The sequence below is a fragment of the Corallococcus caeni genome, from assembly GCF_036245865.1.
Classification (GTDB): domain Bacteria; phylum Myxococcota; class Myxococcia; order Myxococcales; family Myxococcaceae; genus Corallococcus; species Corallococcus caeni.
Genome location: NZ_BTTW01000002.1, coordinates 1,324,564 through 1,344,898 on the forward strand (window position 1 = coordinate 1,324,564; position 20,335 = coordinate 1,344,898).

A 20,335-nucleotide genomic window follows, 5' to 3' on the forward strand; every position below is an offset into this window, starting at 1 on the left:
CGCCTCGTGGGGCGCACGCCGTCGTGGGTGGGGGCAGGGGCCGGCCGCTCCATCCGCCGCCGGTCCGCGAGGGGGGCGCCTCGTGCTTATCCGGAGGGGTATGCACGCGCGACAGGACTGGACCCAACGCTACGCGGACCGGGTGCGGACGGCCGAGGAGGCCCTCCTCCACGTCCAGCCGGGGAGGCGCATCCTCATCGGCTCGGGGGCGGCGGAGCCGGTGACGCTGGTGCGGGCCCTGGTGGACCGCGGCCCCTTCCTGGCGGACAACGAGGTGGTGCACCTGCTGACGCTGGGGCCCGCGCCCTACGTGGAGCCCGCGCAGGCCGGGCGCTTCCGCCACGTCGCCTTCTTCATCGGGCCCAACGTGCGTCAGGCCGTGCAGGAGGGGCGCGCGGACTTCATGCCGGTGTTCCTGTCGGACATCCCGGAGCTCATCCGGAGCCGGCGGATCCGCATCGACGTGGCGCTCATCCAGGTCAGCCCGCCGGACGCCCACGGCTACGTCAGCCTGGGCGTCTCCGTGGACATCGTGCGCGCCGCGGTGGACGCGGCCTCGCTCATCATCGCGGAGGTCAACCCGGAGATGCCGCGCACGCACGGGGACTCCTTCCTGGACGTGCGCCGCATCCACCACCTGGTGCCGGTGGCGCTCCCGCTGCTGGAGGTCCATCCCGAGCCTCCCGATGAGGTGTCCCGGAGCATCGGCGCGCACGTCGCCCGGCTCATCCCGGACGGCGCCACGCTGCAGTCCGGCATCGGGAGGATTCCGGACGCGGTCCTGGCGGAGCTGGGGAACCACCACGACCTGGGCCTCCACACGGAGATGCTCTCCGACGGCGTCATGGACCTGGTGGAGGCGGGCGTCATCACCGGCAGGCGAAAGACGTGGCTGCCGGGCAAGCTCGTCACCTCGTTCATCATGGGCAGCCAGCGGCTCTACGCCTGGGCGCACGACCACCCGGCCATCGAGATGCGCCCGAGCGACGACACCAACGACCCCGCGGTGGTAGCGCGCAACGCGCGGATGGTCGCCATCAACGCCGCGCTGGCGGTGGACATCACCGGCCAGGTGGCGGCGGACACGCTGGGCGGTTGCTTCTACTCCGGCATCGGCGGGCAGGTGGACTTCATCCGGGGCGCCAGCCGCAGCCCGGGCGGCCGCGCCATCATCGCGCTGCCCTCCACGGCGAAGGGCGGGACGGTGAGCCGCATCCAGGGCGCGCTGGAGCCCGGCACCGGCGTCGTGACGAGCCGGGGCGACGTCCACTTCGTGGTGACGGAGTTCGGCGTCGCGGACCTCTGGGGCAAGAGCATCCGCGAGCGCGCGCTCGCGCTCATCGCCATCGCCCACCCGGACTTCCGGGGGGAGCTGATGGCCGCGGCCAAGGGACGCCGCTGGGTGCTGCCCGACCAGGTGGTGCCCCGCGCGCGCTACCCCTGGGCGGAGGAGCGGCTGGAGCACACGCTGTCCCACGACGCGCTGACCATCCGGCCCGCCCGCGTCACCGACGAGCGCGCCCTCCAGGAACTGCTGTACGGCCTGTCCGGCGAGAGCTGCTACCGGCGCTTCATGGGGTTCAGGAAGGCGTACCCGCACGAGGAGATCCAACGGCTGGTGGACGTGGACTACGAGCACGCCATGGCCCTGGTCGCGTGCCCGCCGGGCACGGACGAGGTGGTGGGCGAGGTGCACTACCTCTTGGACCCCGCCACGCGCCTGGGAGACGTCGCCTTCGTGGTCCGGGACGACTGGCAGGGACGGGGCGTGGGCACGCTGCTGATGCGGCGCATCCGCGAGGCCGCCATGGCCCGGGGCGTCCCCGGCTTCCAGGCGGACGTGCTGGTGACGAACACCGCCATGCTGGACGTCTTCCACGAAAGCGGCCTGCCCGTGCGCTCCCGTCGCGAGGACGGCGTGTATCACCTGGAGCTGCTCTTCCCCGAGGCCCCCGGCGCTCCCGGAGCCGGGCGTGCCGCGGCGCCCGCCGCCCCGGGGTGAGGGAGCGCGCAAGGCCCGGGAGCCCCGCGCCCTTCACGACTGCCCCTCCCCGTCCGGCCCCTTGCACCCGCCAGGCCCGGTCCAAACGTTCCGCTCAGGGGGCCTCCTCGCGAAGCCCGTCGGGCAAGGTCCCGGAAGGGGGCGGGCATGGCCATCATCGTCGGAACCGATTTCTCGGAGCATGCCCAGGAGGCGGTCCGCGTCGCGGCCGCCCTCGCGAGGAAGACGGGCATGCCGCTGTCGCTCGTGCACGTCGCGGAGCCCGGGATGCTCCGGCGGGACTGGTCGTCCGAGCGCGGCGGCGCCATCACCGACCTGGAGCAGCGGCTGGAAAAAGAGGCCGCCGCGTTGCGCGGCGAGGGCCTCAACGTCGAGCCGCGGGTGCTGCTGGGCATGCCGGACGAGGTGCTCGTCGCGCACGCGGAGCACCTGCGCGCGCGGCTGATCATCACGGCGGCCCTGGGCTGGCGGTCGGAGAAGCGCTGGCGGTTGGGCAGCGTCCCGGCGCGCGTGGCGCAGGCCGCGCACTGCCCGTTCCTCATGGTCCGTCTGGCCGCGCCCTTCCTGGAGTGGTGCCAGGGCCAGCGCCCCCTGCGGGTCACCGTGGGGGACGACTTCTCCCACAGCGCGGAGGTCGCGTTGCGCTGGCTCCCGGAGCTGCGCCGGGCGGGGCCCGTGGAGCTGACGGTCGCCCACGTCTACAACCCCGCCACGGAGTACGGGCGGCTCGGGCTGTACCGCGCGAGCCAGGGGCCGCCGGGCATCGAGTCCATCCTGGAGCGGGACCTGCGCGAGCGCCTGGAGCGCCTCGGGGAGCCCCGGGCGGAGTTCCGGCTGGCCCTGGGGTACGGGAACGTCGTGGAGCCGCTGGGCACGCTCGCGCAGGAGGCGAAGGCGGACCTGCTCTTGCTGGGCACCCACCAGCGCCGGGGGATGCGGCGCATGCGGCACGGCTCCGTCTCGCTGCCCTCGCTCCAGGTCGCGCCGGTGGCGGCGGTCGCGTGCGTGCCGGTGGAGGGCCCGCGGCAGGCCGCGGTGCCCATGGAGGTCCCGTCCATCCGGCGCGTCCTCGTGTCGACGGACTTCTCGCCGCTGGCGAACCTGGCCATCCCCCACGCCCTGTCGCTGCTGCCCCGGGGCGGGGAGCTCATCCTGGCGCACGTCATCGAGTCCCCCCTGCCCGTCGTCTACGCGGACTTCTGGCCCGCGGTGGCGCTGGGCGACGCGGGGGACGAGGCCGAGGTGCGGCGCGAGCTCGAGGCCCTCATTCCGCGCGACGCGGAGCGCCGGGGCATCACCGTCCGGGTGGAGCTGCTGTCGGGGGTCCACGCCGCGCAGTCGCTCTGCCAGGCGGCGGAGCGGTTCGGCGCGGACATCGTCTGCCTGGGCTCGCACGGCCGGACGGGCGTGTCCCGCGCGGTGCTCGGGTCCGTGGCCCAGGAGGTGGTGGCCCGCAGCCGCCGGCCAGTGCTGGTGGTCAAACACCCCGCGCTGCCATGACGGTCTCCATGCTGAAGCCCTTCGAGGTCCACGTGCAGGCCCGCTCGCTGGAGTGCTTCCAGCCGGAGCTCACGGGGGCGGAGTGGGCGGCGCTCCAGGCCAGCGCGGCGCAGGCCCGGGACCGGCTGGCGGGCCACACCTTCTGGAACGTGAACTCCACGGCCCGGGGCGGCGGCGTGGCGGAGCTGCTGCCCCGGATGCTCGCCTACGCGCGCGGGGCGGGCGTGGACACGCGCTGGATGGTGGTGGAGGGCACGCCCGCCTTCTTCCGCATCACCAAGCGGCTGCACCACGCGCTGCATGGCTCGCGCGGAGACGACTCGCCCCTGGGGCCCGCGGAGCGCGCCTGCTACGACGAGGTGCTCCGCGACAACGCGGAGGAGCTGCTCGTGCTGGTGCGGCCGGGGGACGTGGTGCTGCTGCACGACCCGCAGACCGCGGGGCTGGCCCCGACGCTGGCCGCGGCGGGCGCGCGCGTGGTCTGGCGCTGCCACATCGGGTGCGACACGCTTGAGGAGGAGGTGGTGCGGGCGTGGGCGTTCCTCGCGCCGGGGCTCGCCGCCGTGCGGCTCGCGGTCTTCTCCCGGGCCGCCTACGTGCCGCCGCTGCTCGCGGACCGCTCCGTCGTCATCCCGCCCTCCATCGACATCTTCGCGGTGAAGAACCAGCCCATGGCGCCGCAGGTCGCCAGCGCCATCCTGGGCCACACCGGGCTGGTGGCCCTGGCGCCGGACGCCCCCGACCCCGTCTTCATCCGGACGGACGGCGTCCCCGCCCGCGTGTCACGGGGGGCGGACATCATCCGGCTGGGCTCGGCGCCCGCCCCCGGGGCCCCGCTGGTGGTGCAGGTCTCCCGCTGGGACCCGTTGAAGGACCCGGTGGGGGTGCTGCGGGGCTTCGCCCTGCTCTTGCGCGAGTCGCCCGGCCTGCGCGCGGACCTGGTGCTGGCCGGGCCGTCCGTGACGTCCGTCGCGGATGATCCGGAGGCGGCGGCGACCATCGAGAACGTCACCGCCGTGTGGCGCGAGCAGCCGCGCTTCCTGCGCCAGCGCGTGCACCTGGCCAGCCTGCCCATGGTGGACCTGGAGGAGAACGCCGCCATCGTCAACGCGCTCCAGCGCCACGCGACGGTGGTGGTGCAGAAGAGCCTGCGGGAGGGCTTCGGGCTCACCGTCACGGAGGCCATGTGGAAGGCCCGCCCCGTGGTGGCCAGCGCGGTGGGCGGCCTCCAGGACCAGGTGCGCAACGAGGTGGACGGCCTGCTCGTGCGCGACCCCGAGGACCTGCCGGCGTTCGCCGCCTGCGTGCGGAGGCTCCTGGAGGAGCCCGTCCTGGCGGCCCGCCTGGGGGCCCAGGCCCATGAGCACGTGCGCGTCCGCTTCACCGCCGTCCGCCACCTCTCGGACCTGGTGGCCCTGCTCGAAGAGCTGGACGCGCGCTCGGAGCGGAGTGACTGACGCGGGCGCGGGGACCCGCCTCCCTCCTTCAGGTGGCGCCCACGCTCCGTCCCGCTTCCTGGCGCCGTGAGCGCAGCCACTTCTCCAGCCCCACGACGGGCAGCACGCAGGCGCCCACCAGCACGGACCGCGCGATGTCCCCCGGCGCCAGCGGCGCGGAGCCGAAGAGGCGCTGGAAGAAGGGCACGTACATGAAGGCGGCCTGGAGCAGCACCAGCGCCGCGACGCCCAGGAAGACGGTGCGGTTGCTGGTGAAGCCCACCTCGCGCGTGGAGCCGGTCAGCGTGCGGCACAGCCACAGGTAGAAGATTTGAAAGCTGACCACGGTGTTGACGGCCATGGTGCGCGCCTCGGCCAGGACCAGGTCGGACGGGGCCGTGTGGGTGCCCCCCTGGCGTGCGAACTCCCAGAGGAACAGGCCAATGGCGCCCGCCGCCATCAGCAGCGCGACCAGCCCGGTGCGCATCACCACGAAGTGGCTGAGCACGGGCGCGTCCGGCGCGCGGGGCGGGCGGCGCATGACGTGGCGCTCCTTCGCCTCGAAGGCCAGGGGCAGCGCCAGCGTGACGGTGGCCACCAGGTTGATCCACAAGAGCTGCGTGGGGCGCATGGCCAGCAGCGGTTCGCGCACGCCGCCGGCCTCCTGGAGGGGGAAGAAGGCCACGCCCAGCATGAGGATGAGGGCGAGCCCCAGGTTGGTGGGCAGCACGAAGGCGAGCGACTTGACGAGGTTGTCGTAGACGCGGCGGCCCTCCTCCACGGCGGCGACGATGGTGGCGAAGTTGTCGTCCGTCAGCACCAGGTCCGCGGCCTCGCGGGACACCGCCGTGCCGGTGATGCCCATGGCCACGCCGATGTCCGCCTGCTTGAGCGAGGGCGCGTCGTTGACGCCGTCGCCCGTCATGGCCACCACGTGCCCCTGCGCCTGGAGCGCGCGCACCAGCCGCAGCTTGTGCTCCGGGGCCAGGCGCGCGAACACGTCCGTGTCCTTCACCGCCTGGGCCAGCTCCGCGTCGCCCATGCTGGCCAGGCGCGCGCCGGTGAGGCCCGGGTGCGCGGGGGAGTGGATGCCCAGCTGAAGGCCAATGGCCTCCGCCGTGCCCAGGTGGTCGCCGGTCATCATCTTCACGCGGATGCCGGCGGCGTGGCAGCCCTTCACGGAGGCCACGGCCTCCTCGCGGGGCGGGTCGATCATCCCCTGCAGGCCCAGCAGCGTGAAGCCGTCCTCCACGTCGTGGGGCCGCAGCGCCTCCGCCCGGGTCATGCCCTTGCGCGCGAAGGCGAGCACGCGCAGCCCCTGCCGCGCCATGCGCTCCACCTCCGCCAACACGGCGTCCCGGTCCGTCCCGGGCCCGCAGCGGCGCAGCACCACCTCCGGCGCGCCCTTGAGGAACAGCTCGCCGGGCGCCTCCGGGCCGTCCGCGTGGAGCGTGGCCATGAACTGGTGCTCGGACTCGAAGGGGATGGCGTCCAGGCGGGGATGGCGCTCGCGCAGCTCCGTCACGCCCAGGGCCGCCTTCTTCGCGGCGAAGAGCAGCGCGCCCTCCGTGGGGTCGCCTGTCATGCCCCAGCGGCCCTCGCGGGGCTGGAGGTCGGCCTCGTTGCAGAGCACACCCGCCAGCAGCAGCGCGTGCACGTCCCCGGGCAGCTCCTCCACGGGGCGCCCGTTGCGCAGCAGCTGTCCCTGGGGCGTGTGGCCCACGCCGGTGAGCGCGTAGTGCCCGCGCCAGGTCCACAGCGCCTGCACGGTCATCTCGTTGCGGGTGAGGGTGCCGGTCTTGTCGGTGCAGATGACGGTGGTGCTGCCCAGCGTCTCCACGGCGGGCAGCTTGCGGATGACGGCGCGGCGGGCCGCCATGCGCTGCACGCCGATGGCCAGGGCGATGGTGACGATGGCGGGCAGGCCCTCCGGGATGGCGGCCACCGCCAGGGTGATGGCCACCAGCACGGCGTCGCTGAAGGCATAGCCCCGGAACACCCCCACCCCCAGGAGCACGGCGGACAGCACCACGATGCCGGCGGAGATGCCGCGGCCCAGCCGGGCCAGCTCGCGCGTGAGCGGCGTGCTCAGGTCCGTGGCCTGCTCCATGAGGTGGGAGATGCGGCCCAGCTCCGTGGCGCCGCCGGTGGCCACCACCACGGCGGTGGAGGTGCCGGACGTCACCAGCGTGCCGCCGAAGGCGAGGCTCGCCCGGTCTCCCAGCTCCGCGTCCCCGGCGACGGCCGCGACGTGCTTGCTGGACGGCACGGACTCACCCGTGAGCGCGGCCTCCTCCACCTGGAAGTTGCGCGAGCGCAGGAGGCGCAGGTCCGCGGGCACGCGGTCGCCGGACGCAAGCTGCACGACGTCCCCGGGGACGAGCTCCGCGGCGGGCCGCGCCACCGGGTGCCCGTCGCGAAGCACGTGGGCCGTCTCCGGCACCATGTGGTTGAGCGCCTCGATGGCGCGGCCGGCGCGGTACTCCTGCACGAAGCCGATGACGGTGTTGAGCACCACGACGGCGGCGACCACCAGCCCGTCCGTCACCTTGCCCAGCAGGATGGCCAGCCCCGCGGAGGCGATGAGCACCCAGATGAGCGGGCTGTCGATCTGCCGCCACAAGAGCTTCCACGCGCTGTCCGGCCGCGAGCGCTCCAGCACGTTGGGCCCGTGGCGCGCGAGCCGCTCCCGGGCCGCTTCCTCGCTCAGCCCTTGAGGGCCGCTGGAGAGCCGCTCCAGCACGGCCTCCGGGGGCAGTGCATGCCAGGGGACGGAAGGCGCGCCGTTGGGACGAAGGCCCGCCTGCTTCCGGGGGTGTGACGGCTCCTGCATGGCGTGCCTCCCACGGGGAAGCTGGCCACGCCCGTGCACAGCGGGGATGTCCTCCGGCCCCATCCTACATGGGACCAGCAGCCGGCCCGGCGAGCGCCAAATGCCCTTTGAAATCCGGGGCGCCTTCCCGTAGTTTCCCCCGCGACTTCGAGGAGCGTTGCGAGGCCTTCCCGGCCCCAGGCTCGAAGCCGAATGACCCAACGGCGCTCACCTGTACGCGTTTCTTGCGAGGGTGAGGCGGCCTTTCTTTCCAGGGCCTGGCTTCCCTCTTGCCAGCACGGCGCGCCACCCTGGATCCGGAGCCACACCATGACCGCGGTTACCAAGCAGCAGAATCACGACTACGCCATCGCCGACCTCAAGCTCGCCAGCTGGGGCCGCAAGGAGATCCGCATCGCCGAGAGCGAGATGCCCGCGCTCATGGCGATCCGCGAGGAGTACGCGAAGCAGCAGCCGCTCAAGGGCGCGCGCGTCACGGGCTCCCTGCACATGACCATCCAGACGGCCGTGCTGGTGGAGACGCTCCAGGCGCTGGGCGCGCAGGTGCGCTGGGCGTCTTGCAACATCTTCTCCACCCAGGACCACGCCGCCGCCGCGCTGGTGGAGGCCGGCACCCCGGTGTTCGCGCACAAGGGCGAGTCCCTCAAGGAGTACTGGGACTTCACCCACCGCATCTTCGAGTTCGGCCCCGCCGGCAGCGACCACGAGGGTCCGAACATGATCCTCGACGACGGCGGTGACGCCACGCTGCTCATGCACCTGGGCAAGCGCGCGGAGAAGGACCTGTCCGTCATCGCCAACCCCCAGAGCGAGGAGGAGACGGAGCTGTACGCCTCCATCAAGGCCAAGCTCGCCGAGGACGCGACCTGGTACTCGCGCAAGAGCGCGAAGATCATGGGCGTCACCGAGGAGACGACCACGGGCGTGCACCGCCTCCAGGAGATGTCCAACAAGGGCACGCTCCTGTTCCGCGCCATCAACGTCAACGACAGCGTGACGAAGAGCAAGTTCGACAACCTCTACGGCTGCCGCGAGTCCCTGGTGGACGGCATCAAGCGCGCCACGGACGTGATGGTGGCCGGGAAGATCGCCGTCGTCGCGGGCTACGGTGACGTGGGCAAGGGCTCCGCGCAGGCCCTGCGCGCGCTGTCCGCCCAGGTGTGGGTGACGGAAATCGACCCCATCTGCGCGCTCCAGGCCGCGATGGAGGGCTACCGCGTCGTGACCATGGACTACGCCGCGGACAAGGCGGACATCTTCGTCACCGCCACGGGCAACAAGTCCGTCATCACCCATGAGCACATGGTCAAGATGAAGGACCAGGCCATCGTCTGCAACATCGGCCACTTCGACAACGAGATCGAGGTCGCCTCCCTGGAGAAGTACAAGTGGGAGGAGATCAAGCCCCAGGTCGACCACGTCATCTTCCCGGACAACAAGCGCATCATCCTGCTGGCCAAGGGCCGCCTGGTGAACCTGGGCTGCGGCACCGGCCACCCCAGCTACGTGATGTCCAGCTCCTTCGCGAACCAGACCATCGCGCAGATCGAGCTGTACTCGCACAGCGACAAGTACCAGGTGGGCAAGGTGTACGTGCTGCCCAAGCACCTGGATGAGAAGGTCGCCCGCCTCCAGCTCAAGAAGCTCAACGCCCAGCTCACGGAGCTCACCCCGGAGCAGGCGCAGTACATCGGCGTGCAGAAGAGCGGCCCGTACAAGCAGGACACCTACCGCTACTAAGCGGCGCGTCCTGACCTGACACACCCGGGGCACCGTGGGCTTCAAGCCCGCGGTGCCCTTCGTGTCTTCAGAACAGCCGGTTGAGGCCGTTGAGCGCCGCCACGCGGTACGCCTCCGCCATGGTGGGGTAGTTGAACGTCGTGTTGATGAAGTAGTCGATGCCGTTGCCCGGCCAGTCCTGCGCCATGATGGCTTGGCCGATGTGGATGATTTCGGAGGCGTTGTCCCCGAAGCAGTGGATGCCGAGGATCTCTCGCGTCTCCCGGTGGAACAGCAGCTTCAGCATGCCCACGGTGCGGCCGGTAATCTGGGCTCTCGCCAGGCTCTTGAAGAAGGCGTGGCCCACTTCGTAGGGGACGCCCGCCGCGGTGAGCTCGCGCTCGGTGCGGCCCAGGCTGCTGATTTCAGGGCTGGTGTAGATGCCGGTGGGGATGTCCTTCACCAGCTTGTGCTCCGCCCGCCCCTCCACGATGTGCGTGGCGGCGAAGCGGCCCTGGTCATAGGAGGCGCTCGCCAGGGACGGGGCGCCCACCACGTCGCCCACCGCGTAGATGTGGGGCACGGACGTCTGGTAGCCGTCGTTGACCTGGATGCACCCGCGCGAGTCCACCGCGATGCCCAGCGCCTCCAGCCCCAGGTCCTGGCTGTTGCCGGACCGGCCGTTGGCCCAGAGGAAGACGTCCGCCTTCAGCCGCTTGCCGCTCTTCAGGTGCAGCACCACGCTGTCGTCGTGCGGCTCCACGGACACCATCTCCTCCTGGTGGCGGATGAGCACGCCCTGCTCCCGCAGGTGGTAGGAGAGGGCGTCGGAGATTTCATCGTCCAGGAAGGACAAGAGCCGGTCGCGCGTGTTCACCAGGTCCACCTTCACGCCGAGCATCCGGAACATGGAGGCGTACTCGCAGCCGATGACGCCCGCGCCGTAGATGATCATCGACAGCGGGGACTCGCGCAGCTTGAGGATGGTGTCCGAGTCGAAGATGCGCGGGTGGCGGAAGTCCACGCCGGAGGGGTGGTAGGGGCGGGAGCCCGTGGCGATGACGAACGCGTCCGCGTGGAGCAGCTCCACGGAGCCACGCGGCTCGATGACCTCCACGGTGTGCGCGTCCCGGAACTTCGCGCGGCCCACCACCAGCTCCACCCGGTTGCGCTCGTAGAAGGTGGTGCGCAGCTGCACCTGCTTGGACACGACGTTGGTCGCCACCCGCATCATGTCCTTGAGGGTGGTGTGGCGGGCCAGGTCCGCGCGCATCTCCGGGTGGTCCTGCTGCACGTCCATCAGCCGCTGGATGGTGTGGCGCAGGGCCTTGGAGGGGATGGTGGCGGTGTGCGTGCAGGCGCCGCCCACCAGGGCCCCCTGCTCCACGGCGCACACCTTGCGGCCGGACTTCGCCGCCTTCATCGAAGCCCCTTCACCCCCCGGGCCGGAGCCGAGGACCACCACGTCGAACCGCCGAGCGCTCATGGGGCCGGAGTGTTCCCCCAACCCCGGCCCCGAGGGAAGAAATCACCTCGGGGCCGGGCACTGCTTCACACTTCAGTTCTCGAGGGTGGCCGTGATGGACACGCCGCTGTAGGCCGCGTAGCCGTGCATCATCACGTAGTAGGTGCCCGGGCTGGTGACGTACGTGGCGCACGACTCCGTGGTGCCGCCGTTGTTGGACTTGCACTCGTAGGAGGACGTGTCCGGCTGGGAGCCGCCCTTGACGTACACGTCCGGGTCCCCGGTTCCACCGCTGGTCCGCACCGTCAGGAACTTCTGGCCGGACGGCACGGTGACGCTCCAGTAGCGCATGGAGCCCTGCGCCCCGGACAGGCCCGTCACGGTCTGCCCGAGCGTCAGCACGCCCGTGGGCGGATTGGGGTTGGTCCCGCCGGTGACGTAGACGCCGCGCAGGGAGGCGTTGGTGAGCGTCCCGGACGAGGACGCGTTGTACACGCGCACGTGCCAGGTGCCCGCCGTGGGGTTGTCCACGTAGCACGACTGGTTGTTGTTGACGGCGCCGCCTGCATTGCCGACGCAGTCATACGAAGACAGGGTGGGCGCGCTGCCGCGCTTCGCGTAGAGGTACGCCGTCGCGCCAGAGCCGCCGGAGGTGCTGAAGGTGACCTTCGTGGCCCCCGTCGGGACCTCGAGCGTGTAGTCGCAGGAGAAGCCTCCCGGCGGCGCGCTCAAGCCGTACGTGGGGGTGTTGTTGCCGAGCGGGCTGGTGGACGTGCACCCCGGCTGGCCCCCCGACAGGGTGTAGGTCCCCGTGATGCTCGCACCGGAGAACGACCCGGTGCCGTACAGGCGCGCCCAGTAGGTCCCCGGGGACGTCACGGTGAGGGAGCAGGTCTCGGAGTTGCTGTAGAGGCTGCTGGACCTGCAGTCGTAGACCGACTCCGTGGGGGACCCCTCCCGGCGCACGAACAGGTCGGCGTTGCCGCTGCCGCCGCTGGTGGTGAACGTCACCTGGGTGGCCCCGGTGGGGACATAGAGCTTGTAGATGCAGGACCAGTTGCCCGTGTCCGCGCCGATGCCGCTCAGGGGCACGTCCTTGGTCAGGGTCGTGCTGCTGGTGCAGCCGGTCGAACCGGACGGCGTGGACGTCGCCGTCAGGCTCAAGCCGCTGAACGCCGCGTAGCCGTAGACCTTCACGTAGTACGTGCCCGCCTGCGCGCCGTTGATGGCGCAGGACTCGGAGTTGCTGGAGCCATTGGAGATGCAGTCACTGCTGCCCGTGGTCGGCTCCGCGCCGTACTTCACGTACAGGTCCGCGTCGCCCGAACCGCTGGTGGTGGTGAACGTGAGGTTGCTGTTCGGGGACGCGACGTACAGCGTGTACGTGCAGGACCATTCTCCCGTGTTCGCGCTGATGCCCGTGACGGCCACGTTGGGGGTCAGGGCGATGTTGCCGGAGCAGCCGGCCATGGCCTGCACCCGTCCTTCCGGCGGGGGCGCCTTCTTCACCGCCGGGGCCTGCTCCTCGGCCTCGGGGGCGTTCTCCAGCTCCGCGCCACAGCCCGTCAGGGCACACGTCAGCCACGCCGCAGCGAAAGCCTTCCATGCAAGACGCTTCAAGGGTTGCTCCTCGGTTTGTGAGAAGGTGTTGCATCCGAGGCGGCGAAAGACTGTCGTTGCCGTCCGTCGGATGAGGAGAACCCTAGCAAGCGCATCTGACATTTTTTGGAGGTCGTGAGGCCTCTCTTCGCGTCACTCGCAGGTGGCGAGGAACTCCGCGCCGTGCTCCTGGCACCAGCGGCGGTACGTCTCCAGCCGCTCCGCGGGCGACACGCTCTTGAGGACCTGGCCGTCGTCGCCCAGGTATTCGATGGCGCCCTTCACGGTGATGTGCAGGACGACGGGTTCGTCGCCCACGACCTGCCAGCTGTCGATGTTGCCGGGCGGCTCGTAGACATACGTGCCCGGGCCAATCACCTCCCCGGTGTCGAGCAGCTGGCGGCGCCCGGAGACGTTGAAGGCGTGCGACTCGCCGACGTGGCGGTGCCGGGGGATGAGGGTGCCGGGCTCCAGGCGGAAGAGGTACATCCAGCCGCTGCCGTCGCGGAAGAAGCGCAGCGGCTTGAACGCGAGCCCAGGCCGGCCCATGGGGATCCACGGCATGCGTTCGGAGTCGACGGGGTGGGAGGCGTAGGAGGAAGAGGTCATGCCGGAAGAGTGCTCCGGCCCTGGCCCAGTGAAGGGGCCAGGATTGACGGATTTCATTGGGCCAATCCGTGGGAGGATGCGGCATGGACTTCCATGTGGAGCTCCAGGGCCGCCGGGACCTGGCCGGACAGCTCTACCGGGGGCTGCGAGCCGCCATCCTCGACGGGCGCCTGCGGCGCGGGGAGCGGTTGCCGCCCACCCGCGAGCTGGCGCTGCGCCTGGACGTGGCGCGCAACACCGTGAGCGTGGCGTATGAATGGCTCGCCGCAGAGGGGCTCATCGCGGGGCGCACGCGGGCGGGCAGCTTCGTGCAGGGGGAGGCGTCCCGGCCGCGAGGCAGGGCAGGGCGGGAGGCGCAGGTGCCGCTGCGCGCCCGGGCCTTCTGGCGAGCGCTGCCGGACCTGCCCGTGCCGCTGGCCCCCGCCGCGTATGACTTTGGCGTGGGCAGCCCGGATGTCTCCAGCTTCCCCTTCGAGTCCTGGCGCCGGCTGGTGGCGCGCCAGCTTCGGGCGGCCACGGTGTCCGGAGGCTACGTCGACGCGGCGGGACACCGGGGGCTGCGGGAGGCGGTGGCACGGCACGTGGGCCTCGCGCGGGGCGTGCGCGCGGACGCGGAGGACGTGCTCATTACCAATGGCGCGCAGCAGGCGTTGGACCTCGTGGGCCGGGTGCTCATCGAGCCGGGGGACTGCGTCGCCATGGAGGAGCCGGGCTATCCGCCCGCGCGGCAGGTGTTCCAGTCACTGGGGGCGCGCGTCGTGCCCGTTCCGGTGGATGCGGAGGGGTTGGACGTGGCGGCGCTGCCGGATGCCGCCCGGCTCGTCTATGTCACGCCGTCGCACCAGTTCCCGCTGGGCATGCCCATGTCGCCCGCGCGCAGGGTGGCGCTGCTGGAGTGGGCGAAGCGGCGGGACGCGGTGGTGATTGAAGACGACTACGACAGCGAGTTCCGCTTCGGCGGCCGGCCGCTGGAGACGTTGCATGGGCTGGACCGCTCCGGACGGGTGCTCTACGTGGGGTCGTTCTCGAAGGTGATGGTCCCCATGCTGCGGATGGGCTTCCTCGTCGCGCCGCCGTCGCTCCAGCGGGAGCTGCGGTGGGCTCGGCGCGTGATGGATTGGCACAGCCCGGTGCCGGAGCAGGCCGCGCTCGCGCGGTTCATCGACAGCGGGCTGCTGGCGCGGCACATCCGCAAGATGCGGCGCGAGTACGAGGCGCGGCACGAGCGCGTCGCGGAAGGGCTGTCACGCCATTGCGGCGACTGGCTCCAGGTGGTGCCCTCCGTGGCGGGCCTGCACCTGAGCGCCACCTTCCGGCGGGGCGGCCTGGCCCTGGAGCGGGAGACGGTGGCGCGGGCCCGGGCAGCGGGGGTCGGGCTCATCACCCTGTCGCGCTACTTCGCGGGGCCGCGAGCGCGGGCGGGGCTGGTGTTGGGGTATGGCGGCATTCCGGCCGCGCGTGTCCCGGAGGGGCTCCGGCGGCTGGGGGCCAGCCTCCTCCAGGCGGTGGGATTGACTAAGGATTGAAGGCAGATGCTAATCCCTCTCATGCTCAACGCCGCCGAGGGGGACGTCGCGTCGCAGCCCATGTGCCCGCAGCACCCTGAGCGGGAGGCGGTGCGCACCTGCGAGCGCTGTGGAAGGTATGCCTGCGCAGCGTGCGAGGGGGACGAAGGCCGATGCCGCGAGTGCACGCGGCTCTCCGCGCTGGAGGTGCCGGATTCTCGAGCGCGGGCGCACCGGGCCACGGTCACGCAGTACGTCTCCGGCGGCGCGTCGCTGCTGGGCCTGCTCTTCAACCTCCTGCTGTACCCCGAGCTCAAGGGGGAGTCCCAGGAGGTGGCCGCGAGCGGCGTGTTGCTCCTGGTGTTCATCGTCGCCACCACCGCGCGGGTCTGCCTCCTGATGTGGGTCCACCGCGTGGTCCGGCAGCTCAAGGCCCTGGGCGCGGACATCGGGATGAGCCCTGCCCGTGCGGTCTGGATGTGGCTGATTCCCGTCATCAACTGGTGGAAGCCGTACCACCTGATGAGGGACATCGCGGAGCGGCTGGGGGGAATGCCCTTCGTCGCATCACTCCCACTTCAGCTGTGGTGGGCGGCGCTCATCGTTGGACGGATCCTGGAGCGGGTGGAGGGGAAGCTGCTGTCTGGCAAGCCTGTAACGGTCGACAGCACCACCATCGAAGTCGTGAGCCTCCTGTCCTCGGTCTGCTCCATTGCCATGGCGCTCCTCTGCGTGCAGATCATCAACGCGGTCCAGGCGCGGCTCGACCTGCGCCGCGAGGGGCGGGCCGAGCCGGACGCCCCGGTCTCCGAGGAAGAGGCCGCGGCGGCGTGAAGGGGGCTACCTGGTCAGACGCGTCGCGTGGCTCGCTATCGCGGTGACGGGGGCGCCGCGACGCGGACCAGTTGCTTGCCCAGGTTCCGGCCCTCGAAGAGACCCCGCAGGGCGGACGGTGCCTGCTCCAGTCCTTCCGCGATGGTCTCTGCGTGGACGAGCTCTCCCCGGGCGGCCCAGGTGGACAGCTCGCGGAAGGCCTCTGGGAAGCGCGGCACGTGGTCCAGGAAGATGAAGCCCTCCATGCGCGCCCGCTTGAAGGCCAGCTGCATGTAATTGCGCGGCGTGGTGCCGTAGTCGTGGTCCTTGTAGCCGGAGGAGACGGCGCCGCAGAGGACCACGCGGGCGCGCACGGCGAGGTGATCCAACGCAGCCTCCAGGACTGGCCCACCCACGTTGTCGAAGAAGACCTCCACGCCCTTCGGAGCCAGCGTCAGGAGGCGCGTCCGGACGTCCTCGGACTTGTAGTCGATGCACGCGTCGAACCGGGCGACGCGGGTCACCCAGTCGGCCTTCAGAGGACCGCCCGCGATGCCGATGACACGGCAGCCCCGGAGCCGCGCCACCTGTCCCGCGATGGAGCCCACGCTGCCCGCCGCGCCGGAGACCAGGACGGTTTCACCAGGGGCCGCGTGGCCCACGTCGGTCATCCCAATCCAGGCGGTCAGCCCGCTGGCGCCGTAGAGATTCAGCATGGCCTTGGGGTCGATGCCGTCCGGCACCTTGTTGAAGCCGAAGAGGCCCGCGTCACCGGCCAGCGCGTACTCCTGCCAGCCCGTCATGCCCGTCACCCAGTCCCCCACGGCCAGCCGTTCGGAGCGGGACGTGATGACCTGTCCAACACCGACGCCACGCATGACCTCGCCAGGCTCGACGGGCGGGATGTAGGTCGTGTGGGGATTGAGCCAGGTGCGTTGGGTGGGTTCGATGGAGAGCCAGACGACGCGCACCAGCGCTTCGCCAGGGCCCGGGGTCGGCACCGGCGCCTGACGCCATTCGAAGCAGGCGTCGGAGACTTCGTCGTGGGGACGGGACGTCAGCACCCACTGGTGGTTCATGGCGTTTCCTTGGAGAACGCCGGGGCCGCCAGCCGCCGAGCGCATTCGCGGATGTCGTCCGGCCAGCTCCGGGTCCATTTGTTGAAGCGGGTGCGGTCGCCCGCGTAGAGCGCGCGGGCGGCTTCCTCGTAGCCCGGCGCGTTGCCGGCCATCGTGGTCATGAAGCGGTCCGTGGCGGCCTGGGCACGGCGGACGCGGTCGGCTTCTCCGCTGTTCGCGCGAGCGGCCTCCACCAGCTTGCGCAGGGCCACGGACGCGCCGCCGGGTTGCTCGGACAGCCACTCCCAGTGGCGTGGGAGCAGCGTCACCTCACGGGCCACCACGCCCAGCTTCGGGCGGCCTGGGCCTCGGGGCTCGGAGGACTCGGCGGCGGGATCCGGCGCGGGCTGGAGGCGGGCAAGCACCTCCTCCATCGTGCCGCGCAGGTGGAAGTCCACCGTCCGGCCCGTGGCGTCGTCGAACAGGAGCAGGGACTCGGATTCACCCGCGTCGAGCGCGCCCTTGGCGGCAGTGACGACCTCCGCGGGCGTTCCGGAGGCGATCAGGCGCTGGCCGGCGAAGGCGGTCCAGGTGACGGAAGGGGAGGGCATGACGGGCATATTACCCGGACATAAATAGGTGTCAATTATACCCGGGTGATAAATGTCCCCTGGGGCAAAGAACCTTCAGACCTTGTCGGATTGTTGTTCAGTGGTTCTTCACTATTGTGTCCTGCGGGGAACCTCGTGGCTTTGTGAGGATTTTGAAAGGAATCACTTGGTGGGGTGGCAGGCAATGTCATATGTCTATGGTTGCAGTTCGAACGCTTTGCTGTCTTTTGGGGGGTCACATATGAAATTCCTGAGCGCCGTTGTTGCCCTTTCGTCTCTCTTCGTCATGGCGTGCGGCGGGCCCGAAGCCATGCCTGAAAGCCCTGCTGTCGGGAGCGCCGAGCAGGCGGTGCTTACCGCCGGAGATTCGCTCATTGGAAGCTGGCAGAACGGTAGTTGGGTGCAAACCATCTACGTCAGCGGCGATGGCTATATGACGTCCGTCGCCTCGGGCTATCCTTGCTGGTCCGTCGGCTCAAAGAGCTTCCGTGATCTCGTCAAGACGAGCACCAATGAATATACGGGAGAGTGTGGCATCTGCGATGGCACCTCCGTCGTCTGGGTCCCGGTCAGCATCACCGTGTCCACGGACGGCTTGTGGATGACGGAGTACTTCAATGGCACGTCGTCCTCCTGGTACAAGACCTAGCCCCTACCCCGGACCACGGCAGTCTGTTTCTTCGCGCCCTGCTTGAAAGGGGAGCCGGGCGGTGCGGAACGGACCCGGAGCCGAGGCATGAAGGACGCGAACAGGATTCCCGTCATCGTGGGCGTGGGGCAGATCAACGACCGCCCGGAGGATCCACTGCGGGGCCTGGACTCGCTGGGGCTGATGGAGGCCGCGCTCCGGGCAGCGGACACGGACGCGGGCGGCGGCTGGCTCTCCCGGCTGGATTCGCTGGCGGTGGTGGACCAGCTCTCCTTCCGGCAGATGGGGCCGTTGCCGCTTGCGCTGGCGGAGCGGCTGGGGGCCCGGCCGCGTTTCCACGAGCAGACGGCGGAGGCCAACGGAGACAGCCCGGTGCGGCTGCTCCACGAAGCCGCCAACCGGATCGCCTCGGGTGAGGCGGAGGTCGCGGCGGTCGTGGGCGGCGAGGCCCTGCGCACGGCGGCCCGGCGCGCGGCCATGGCGGCCGGGGACGCCCCCTCCGCGCACAACGCCGCGAGCACCATCGGCGTCCAGGCGCACGCGGCCTACCGGCGGCGCTACGGCCTCAACTCGCCGGTCGACGTCTATCCCCTCTATGAGAACGCGGGCCGCGCCGCGTATGGCCAGACGCTGGCGGAGGCGCAGCGGGAGAGCGGCGAAATCTGGTCGCGGTTCTCACAGGTCGCGGCGGGAAACCCGGGCGCGTGGATCCGCGAGCCCTTGTCCGTGGAAGAGATTGTCACGCCCTCGCCGTCCAACCGGCCCATCGCGTTTCCGTATTGCAAGCGGATGGTGGCGAACAGCGCGGTCAACCAGGGAGCGGGGTTCTTCGTCACCAGCCTGGCGAAGGCCCTGGCGCACGGCGTGCCGGAGGATCGGCTCGTGTACGTGGGGCGGGGCGTGGCCGCGCACGAACCGGAGGACTTCCTGGCGAGGGATGGCTACGCGCGCTCGCCGAGCATGGCCGTCTCCCTGCGACGCACGCTGGAGCTGAACGGGTTGACTGTCGATTCGCTGGACTTCGTGGAGCTCTACAGCTGCTTCCCCTGCGTGCCGAAGATGGCGCGCCGGGTGCTGGGCTGGCCGCTGGAGAGGCCTGCCACCGTGTTCGGAGGCCTCACGTTTGGCGGAGGTCCCATCGCCAACTACATGAGCCACGCGGTGGTCAGCATGGTGCAGCGGCTGCGCGAGCAGGGGCGTCACGGCCTGCTCTTCGGCAACGGCGGCTTCGCGACGCACAATCACAGCCTCGTCCTCACGCGTGAGCCGCCGCCCGCCGGGACGCTCCCCCAATCCTTCGAACATCAGGCCGAAGCAGACGCCGCGCGCGGTCCCGTCCCTCGGTTCGTGGAGGACTTCACGGGCCCCGGCCACATCGAGACGTATACGGTGCTGTACGAACGCGACGGCAGCCCGAGGTTCGGCGTCATCGTCGGGCGCGGCGCGTCCGGTGAGCGCTTCCTCGCGAAGGTCCCGGCGCGGGACGCCGCGGGAATCGACTTCCTGTGTGACGGGAAGGAGGAGCCTGTCGGCAGTGAAGGGCACGCTGTCGCCGGTCCCGGCGGGGACATCCTCTGGCACCGGGCGTCCTCCTGACGCTGTCGTTTGGCCCCCGTCCTCCTGGGTTGCCGCTGTGCGGCCGGACGCCGGACGGCTGCTCCTGCTGTGCACCCGGGAGGGGCGCCTGCTGGGGCGTTCGGCTGACGCGCGCGCGAGCCGGCGGGAAGTACGGGCGGGTCTCCTTTGTCTGTCCTCTTCAACCCGCGGACAAAAGGACCAAGATGCTTCGACTCCTGAAACTCGCACCCCTGGCGCTCCTGGTACCCTTCGTTGCCCAGGCATCCGTTGTCTGGAAGGGAGACTTCGAGACCGGCGACCTGTCTCAGTACAGCCAGGCCTGGGCTGTTGCTCCGGACCGCATGCAGGTGCAGGGTGACCTGGTACGGGATGGCAACAAGGCGCTGAAGGTGACCGTCCAGCAGGGAGACAAACCCATCAATGCCAGCGGCAATCGCAACGAGCTGGTTCAAGGCACCTATGAGCCGGACGGCTCCGAGTTCTACTACAAGTGGAGCACCCTGTTTCCCCAGGACTTCCCCAGCTCACCGCGGTGGCAGGTGTTCACGCAATGGCACCATGACGGCTGCTGTGGCTCCCCGCCGCTCGAGTTCTTCGTCACCAACGACACGATGAACATGCGCGTCGGAGGAAGCTCGGGCGAGGTGCTGTGGCAGGAGCCGGTGCACCGGGATCAGTGGAACGACTTCGTGATGCACGTGAAGTGGTCGTCCGACCCGAATGTCGGCTTCATCGAGCTGTACTACAACGGCCAGCTGGTGGTGCCGATGCGCAACATCGCCACGCGCTTCCCAAACACGGGGGGCTACCTCCAGCTCGGCTACTACCGGGATGCGACCATCCCGCAGACGGGCTCGATCTACCATGATGGCTTCACCATGGCGACGACGCCGGAAGAGGTGATGCCCGCGGTCGCTGCGGCTCCCTAGTCCGCCGTGTCAGCTGCCCCTGGGGCTTG

General features: G+C 70.6%; 15 protein-coding genes and 1 riboswitch. Of the genes, 9 read left to right on the forward strand and 6 right to left on the reverse strand.

What is annotated here, in order from left to right; translation table 11 throughout:
• Nucleotides 1-100: 100 nt before the first annotated feature.
• The 3 genes from AABA78_RS13500 to AABA78_RS13510 all read left to right on the forward strand — a co-directional run bounded on the left by AABA78_RS13500 (nt 101) and on the right by AABA78_RS13510 (nt 4,959).
• Nucleotides 101-2,002, forward strand: a complete 1,902-nt coding sequence (locus AABA78_RS13500; RefSeq protein WP_338263398.1) for a GNAT family N-acetyltransferase — start codon at nt 101-103, stop codon at nt 2,000-2,002.
• Between the two features lie 147 nt (nt 2,003-2,149).
• A complete protein-coding gene (locus AABA78_RS13505) occupies nt 2,150-3,502 on the forward strand; it encodes a universal stress protein (protein WP_338263400.1) in 1,353 nt (450 codons plus the stop codon).
• An 8-nt stretch (nt 3,503-3,510) separates the two neighbouring features.
• The gene (locus tag AABA78_RS13510; RefSeq protein WP_338263401.1) at nt 3,511-4,959 is read left to right on the forward strand and encodes a glycosyltransferase; all 1,449 of its coding nucleotides are present in this window, start codon (nt 3,511-3,513) and stop codon (nt 4,957-4,959) included.
• Nucleotides 4,960-4,987: 28 nt separating this feature from the next.
• Here AABA78_RS13510 and AABA78_RS13515 read toward each other — a convergent pair whose 3' ends face one another.
• Nucleotides 4,988-7,771, reverse strand: a complete 2,784-nt coding sequence (locus AABA78_RS13515; protein WP_338263402.1) for a cation-translocating P-type ATPase — start codon at nt 7,769-7,771, stop codon at nt 4,988-4,990.
• Between the two features lie 143 nt (nt 7,772-7,914).
• Nucleotides 7,915-7,987: riboswitch (S-adenosyl-L-homocysteine riboswitch) on the forward strand.
• A 93-nt stretch (nt 7,988-8,080) separates the two neighbouring features.
• Between AABA78_RS13515 and ahcY the strand changes: the two genes are divergently transcribed.
• Nucleotides 8,081-9,511, forward strand: coding sequence for an adenosylhomocysteinase (gene ahcY / locus AABA78_RS13520; RefSeq protein WP_338263403.1), 1,431 nt, complete (start codon nt 8,081-8,083; stop codon nt 9,509-9,511).
• Nucleotides 9,512-9,578: 67 nt separating this feature from the next.
• Here the strand turns inward: ahcY and sthA are convergent, their stop codons facing one another.
• From sthA to AABA78_RS13535, 3 genes are all read right to left on the reverse strand, one after another.
• Nucleotides 9,579-10,976, reverse strand: a complete 1,398-nt coding sequence (sthA, locus tag AABA78_RS13525; protein ID WP_171414825.1) for a Si-specific NAD(P)(+) transhydrogenase — start codon at nt 10,974-10,976, stop codon at nt 9,579-9,581.
• 72 nt (nt 10,977-11,048) lie between these two features.
• Nucleotides 11,049-12,575 carry a PPC domain-containing protein gene (locus AABA78_RS13530; RefSeq protein ID WP_338263404.1) on the reverse strand — a complete coding sequence of 509 codons (1,527 nt, stop codon included), beginning with the start codon at nt 12,573-12,575 and terminating at the stop codon, nt 11,049-11,051.
• Nucleotides 12,576-12,707: 132 nt separating this feature from the next.
• On the reverse strand, nt 12,708-13,163 hold the full coding sequence (locus AABA78_RS13535; protein WP_338263405.1) for a cupin domain-containing protein: 456 nt from the start codon (nt 13,161-13,163) through the stop codon (nt 12,708-12,710).
• 83 nt (nt 13,164-13,246) lie between these two features.
• Here AABA78_RS13535 and pdxR point away from each other — a divergent pair, with 83 nt between their 5' ends.
• Both pdxR and AABA78_RS13545 read left to right on the forward strand, forming a co-directional pair.
• Nucleotides 13,247-14,689 carry a MocR-like pyridoxine biosynthesis transcription factor PdxR gene (gene pdxR / locus AABA78_RS13540; RefSeq protein ID WP_338263406.1) on the forward strand — a complete coding sequence of 481 codons (1,443 nt, stop codon included), beginning with the start codon at nt 13,247-13,249 and terminating at the stop codon, nt 14,687-14,689.
• Between the two features lie 6 nt (nt 14,690-14,695).
• The gene (locus AABA78_RS13545) at nt 14,696-15,502 is read left to right on the forward strand and encodes a DUF4328 domain-containing protein (RefSeq protein WP_338263407.1); all 807 of its coding nucleotides are present in this window, start codon (nt 14,696-14,698) and stop codon (nt 15,500-15,502) included.
• 35 nt (nt 15,503-15,537) lie between these two features.
• On the opposite strand, the gene AABA78_RS13550 is transcribed toward AABA78_RS13545, so the two are convergent.
• Together AABA78_RS13550 and AABA78_RS13555 are read right to left on the reverse strand one after the other, a co-directional pair.
• Nucleotides 15,538-16,560 carry an NADP-dependent oxidoreductase gene (locus AABA78_RS13550; protein ID WP_338263408.1) on the reverse strand — a complete coding sequence of 341 codons (1,023 nt, stop codon included), beginning with the start codon at nt 16,558-16,560 and terminating at the stop codon, nt 15,538-15,540.
• The gene (locus AABA78_RS13555) at nt 16,557-17,150 is read right to left on the reverse strand and encodes a DUF2239 family protein (RefSeq protein ID WP_338263409.1); all 594 of its coding nucleotides are present in this window, start codon (nt 17,148-17,150) and stop codon (nt 16,557-16,559) included. The genes AABA78_RS13550 and AABA78_RS13555 overlap by 4 nt, the downstream gene beginning before the upstream one ends.
• Before the next feature lie 241 nt (nt 17,151-17,391).
• Between AABA78_RS13555 and AABA78_RS13560 the strand changes: the two genes are divergently transcribed.
• From AABA78_RS13560 to AABA78_RS13570, 3 genes are all read left to right on the forward strand, one after another.
• The gene (locus tag AABA78_RS13560; protein ID WP_338263410.1) at nt 17,392-17,799 is read left to right on the forward strand and encodes a hypothetical protein; all 408 of its coding nucleotides are present in this window, start codon (nt 17,392-17,394) and stop codon (nt 17,797-17,799) included.
• 87 nt (nt 17,800-17,886) lie between these two features.
• The gene (locus tag AABA78_RS13565) at nt 17,887-19,395 is read left to right on the forward strand and encodes an acetyl-CoA acetyltransferase (protein ID WP_338263412.1); all 1,509 of its coding nucleotides are present in this window, start codon (nt 17,887-17,889) and stop codon (nt 19,393-19,395) included.
• 185 nt (nt 19,396-19,580) lie between these two features.
• Nucleotides 19,581-20,306 (forward strand): polysaccharide lyase family 20 protein, encoded by a 726-nt coding sequence (locus tag AABA78_RS13570; protein WP_338263414.1) that lies wholly within the window; start codon nt 19,581-19,583, stop codon nt 20,304-20,306.
• Nucleotides 20,307-20,335 lie beyond the last annotated feature (29 nt).

Excerpts from the sequence above, each read along its gene's own strand:
- AABA78_RS13550 (WP_338263408.1), bottom strand. The coding sequence starts at position 16,560 with ATGAACCACCAGTGGGTGCTGACGTCCCGTCCCCACGACGAAGTCTCC.
- AABA78_RS13560 (WP_338263410.1), top strand. The coding sequence starts at position 17,392 with ATGAAATTCCTGAGCGCCGTTGTTGCCCTTTCGTCTCTCTTCGTCATG.
- sthA (WP_171414825.1), bottom strand. The coding sequence starts at position 10,976 with ATGAGCGCTCGGCGGTTCGACGTGGTGGTCCTCGGCTCCGGCCCGGGG.
- ahcY (WP_338263403.1), top strand. The coding sequence starts at position 8,081 with ATGACCGCGGTTACCAAGCAGCAGAATCACGACTACGCCATCGCCGAC.
- AABA78_RS13565 (WP_338263412.1), top strand. The coding sequence starts at position 17,887 with ATGAAGGACGCGAACAGGATTCCCGTCATCGTGGGCGTGGGGCAGATC.
- AABA78_RS13505 (WP_338263400.1), top strand. The coding sequence starts at position 2,150 with ATGGCCATCATCGTCGGAACCGATTTCTCGGAGCATGCCCAGGAGGCG.
- AABA78_RS13515 (WP_338263402.1), bottom strand. The coding sequence starts at position 7,771 with ATGCAGGAGCCGTCACACCCCCGGAAGCAGGCGGGCCTTCGTCCCAAC.
- AABA78_RS13535 (WP_338263405.1), bottom strand. The coding sequence starts at position 13,163 with ATGACCTCTTCCTCCTACGCCTCCCACCCCGTCGACTCCGAACGCATG.
- AABA78_RS13555 (WP_338263409.1), bottom strand. The coding sequence starts at position 17,150 with ATGCCCTCCCCTTCCGTCACCTGGACCGCCTTCGCCGGCCAGCGCCTG.
- AABA78_RS13570 (WP_338263414.1), top strand. The coding sequence starts at position 19,581 with ATGCTTCGACTCCTGAAACTCGCACCCCTGGCGCTCCTGGTACCCTTC.
- pdxR (WP_338263406.1), top strand. The coding sequence starts at position 13,247 with ATGGACTTCCATGTGGAGCTCCAGGGCCGCCGGGACCTGGCCGGACAG.
- AABA78_RS13510 (WP_338263401.1), top strand. The coding sequence starts at position 3,511 with ATGCTGAAGCCCTTCGAGGTCCACGTGCAGGCCCGCTCGCTGGAGTGC.
- AABA78_RS13500 (WP_338263398.1), top strand. The coding sequence starts at position 101 with ATGCACGCGCGACAGGACTGGACCCAACGCTACGCGGACCGGGTGCGG.
- AABA78_RS13545 (WP_338263407.1), top strand. The coding sequence starts at position 14,696 with ATGCTAATCCCTCTCATGCTCAACGCCGCCGAGGGGGACGTCGCGTCG.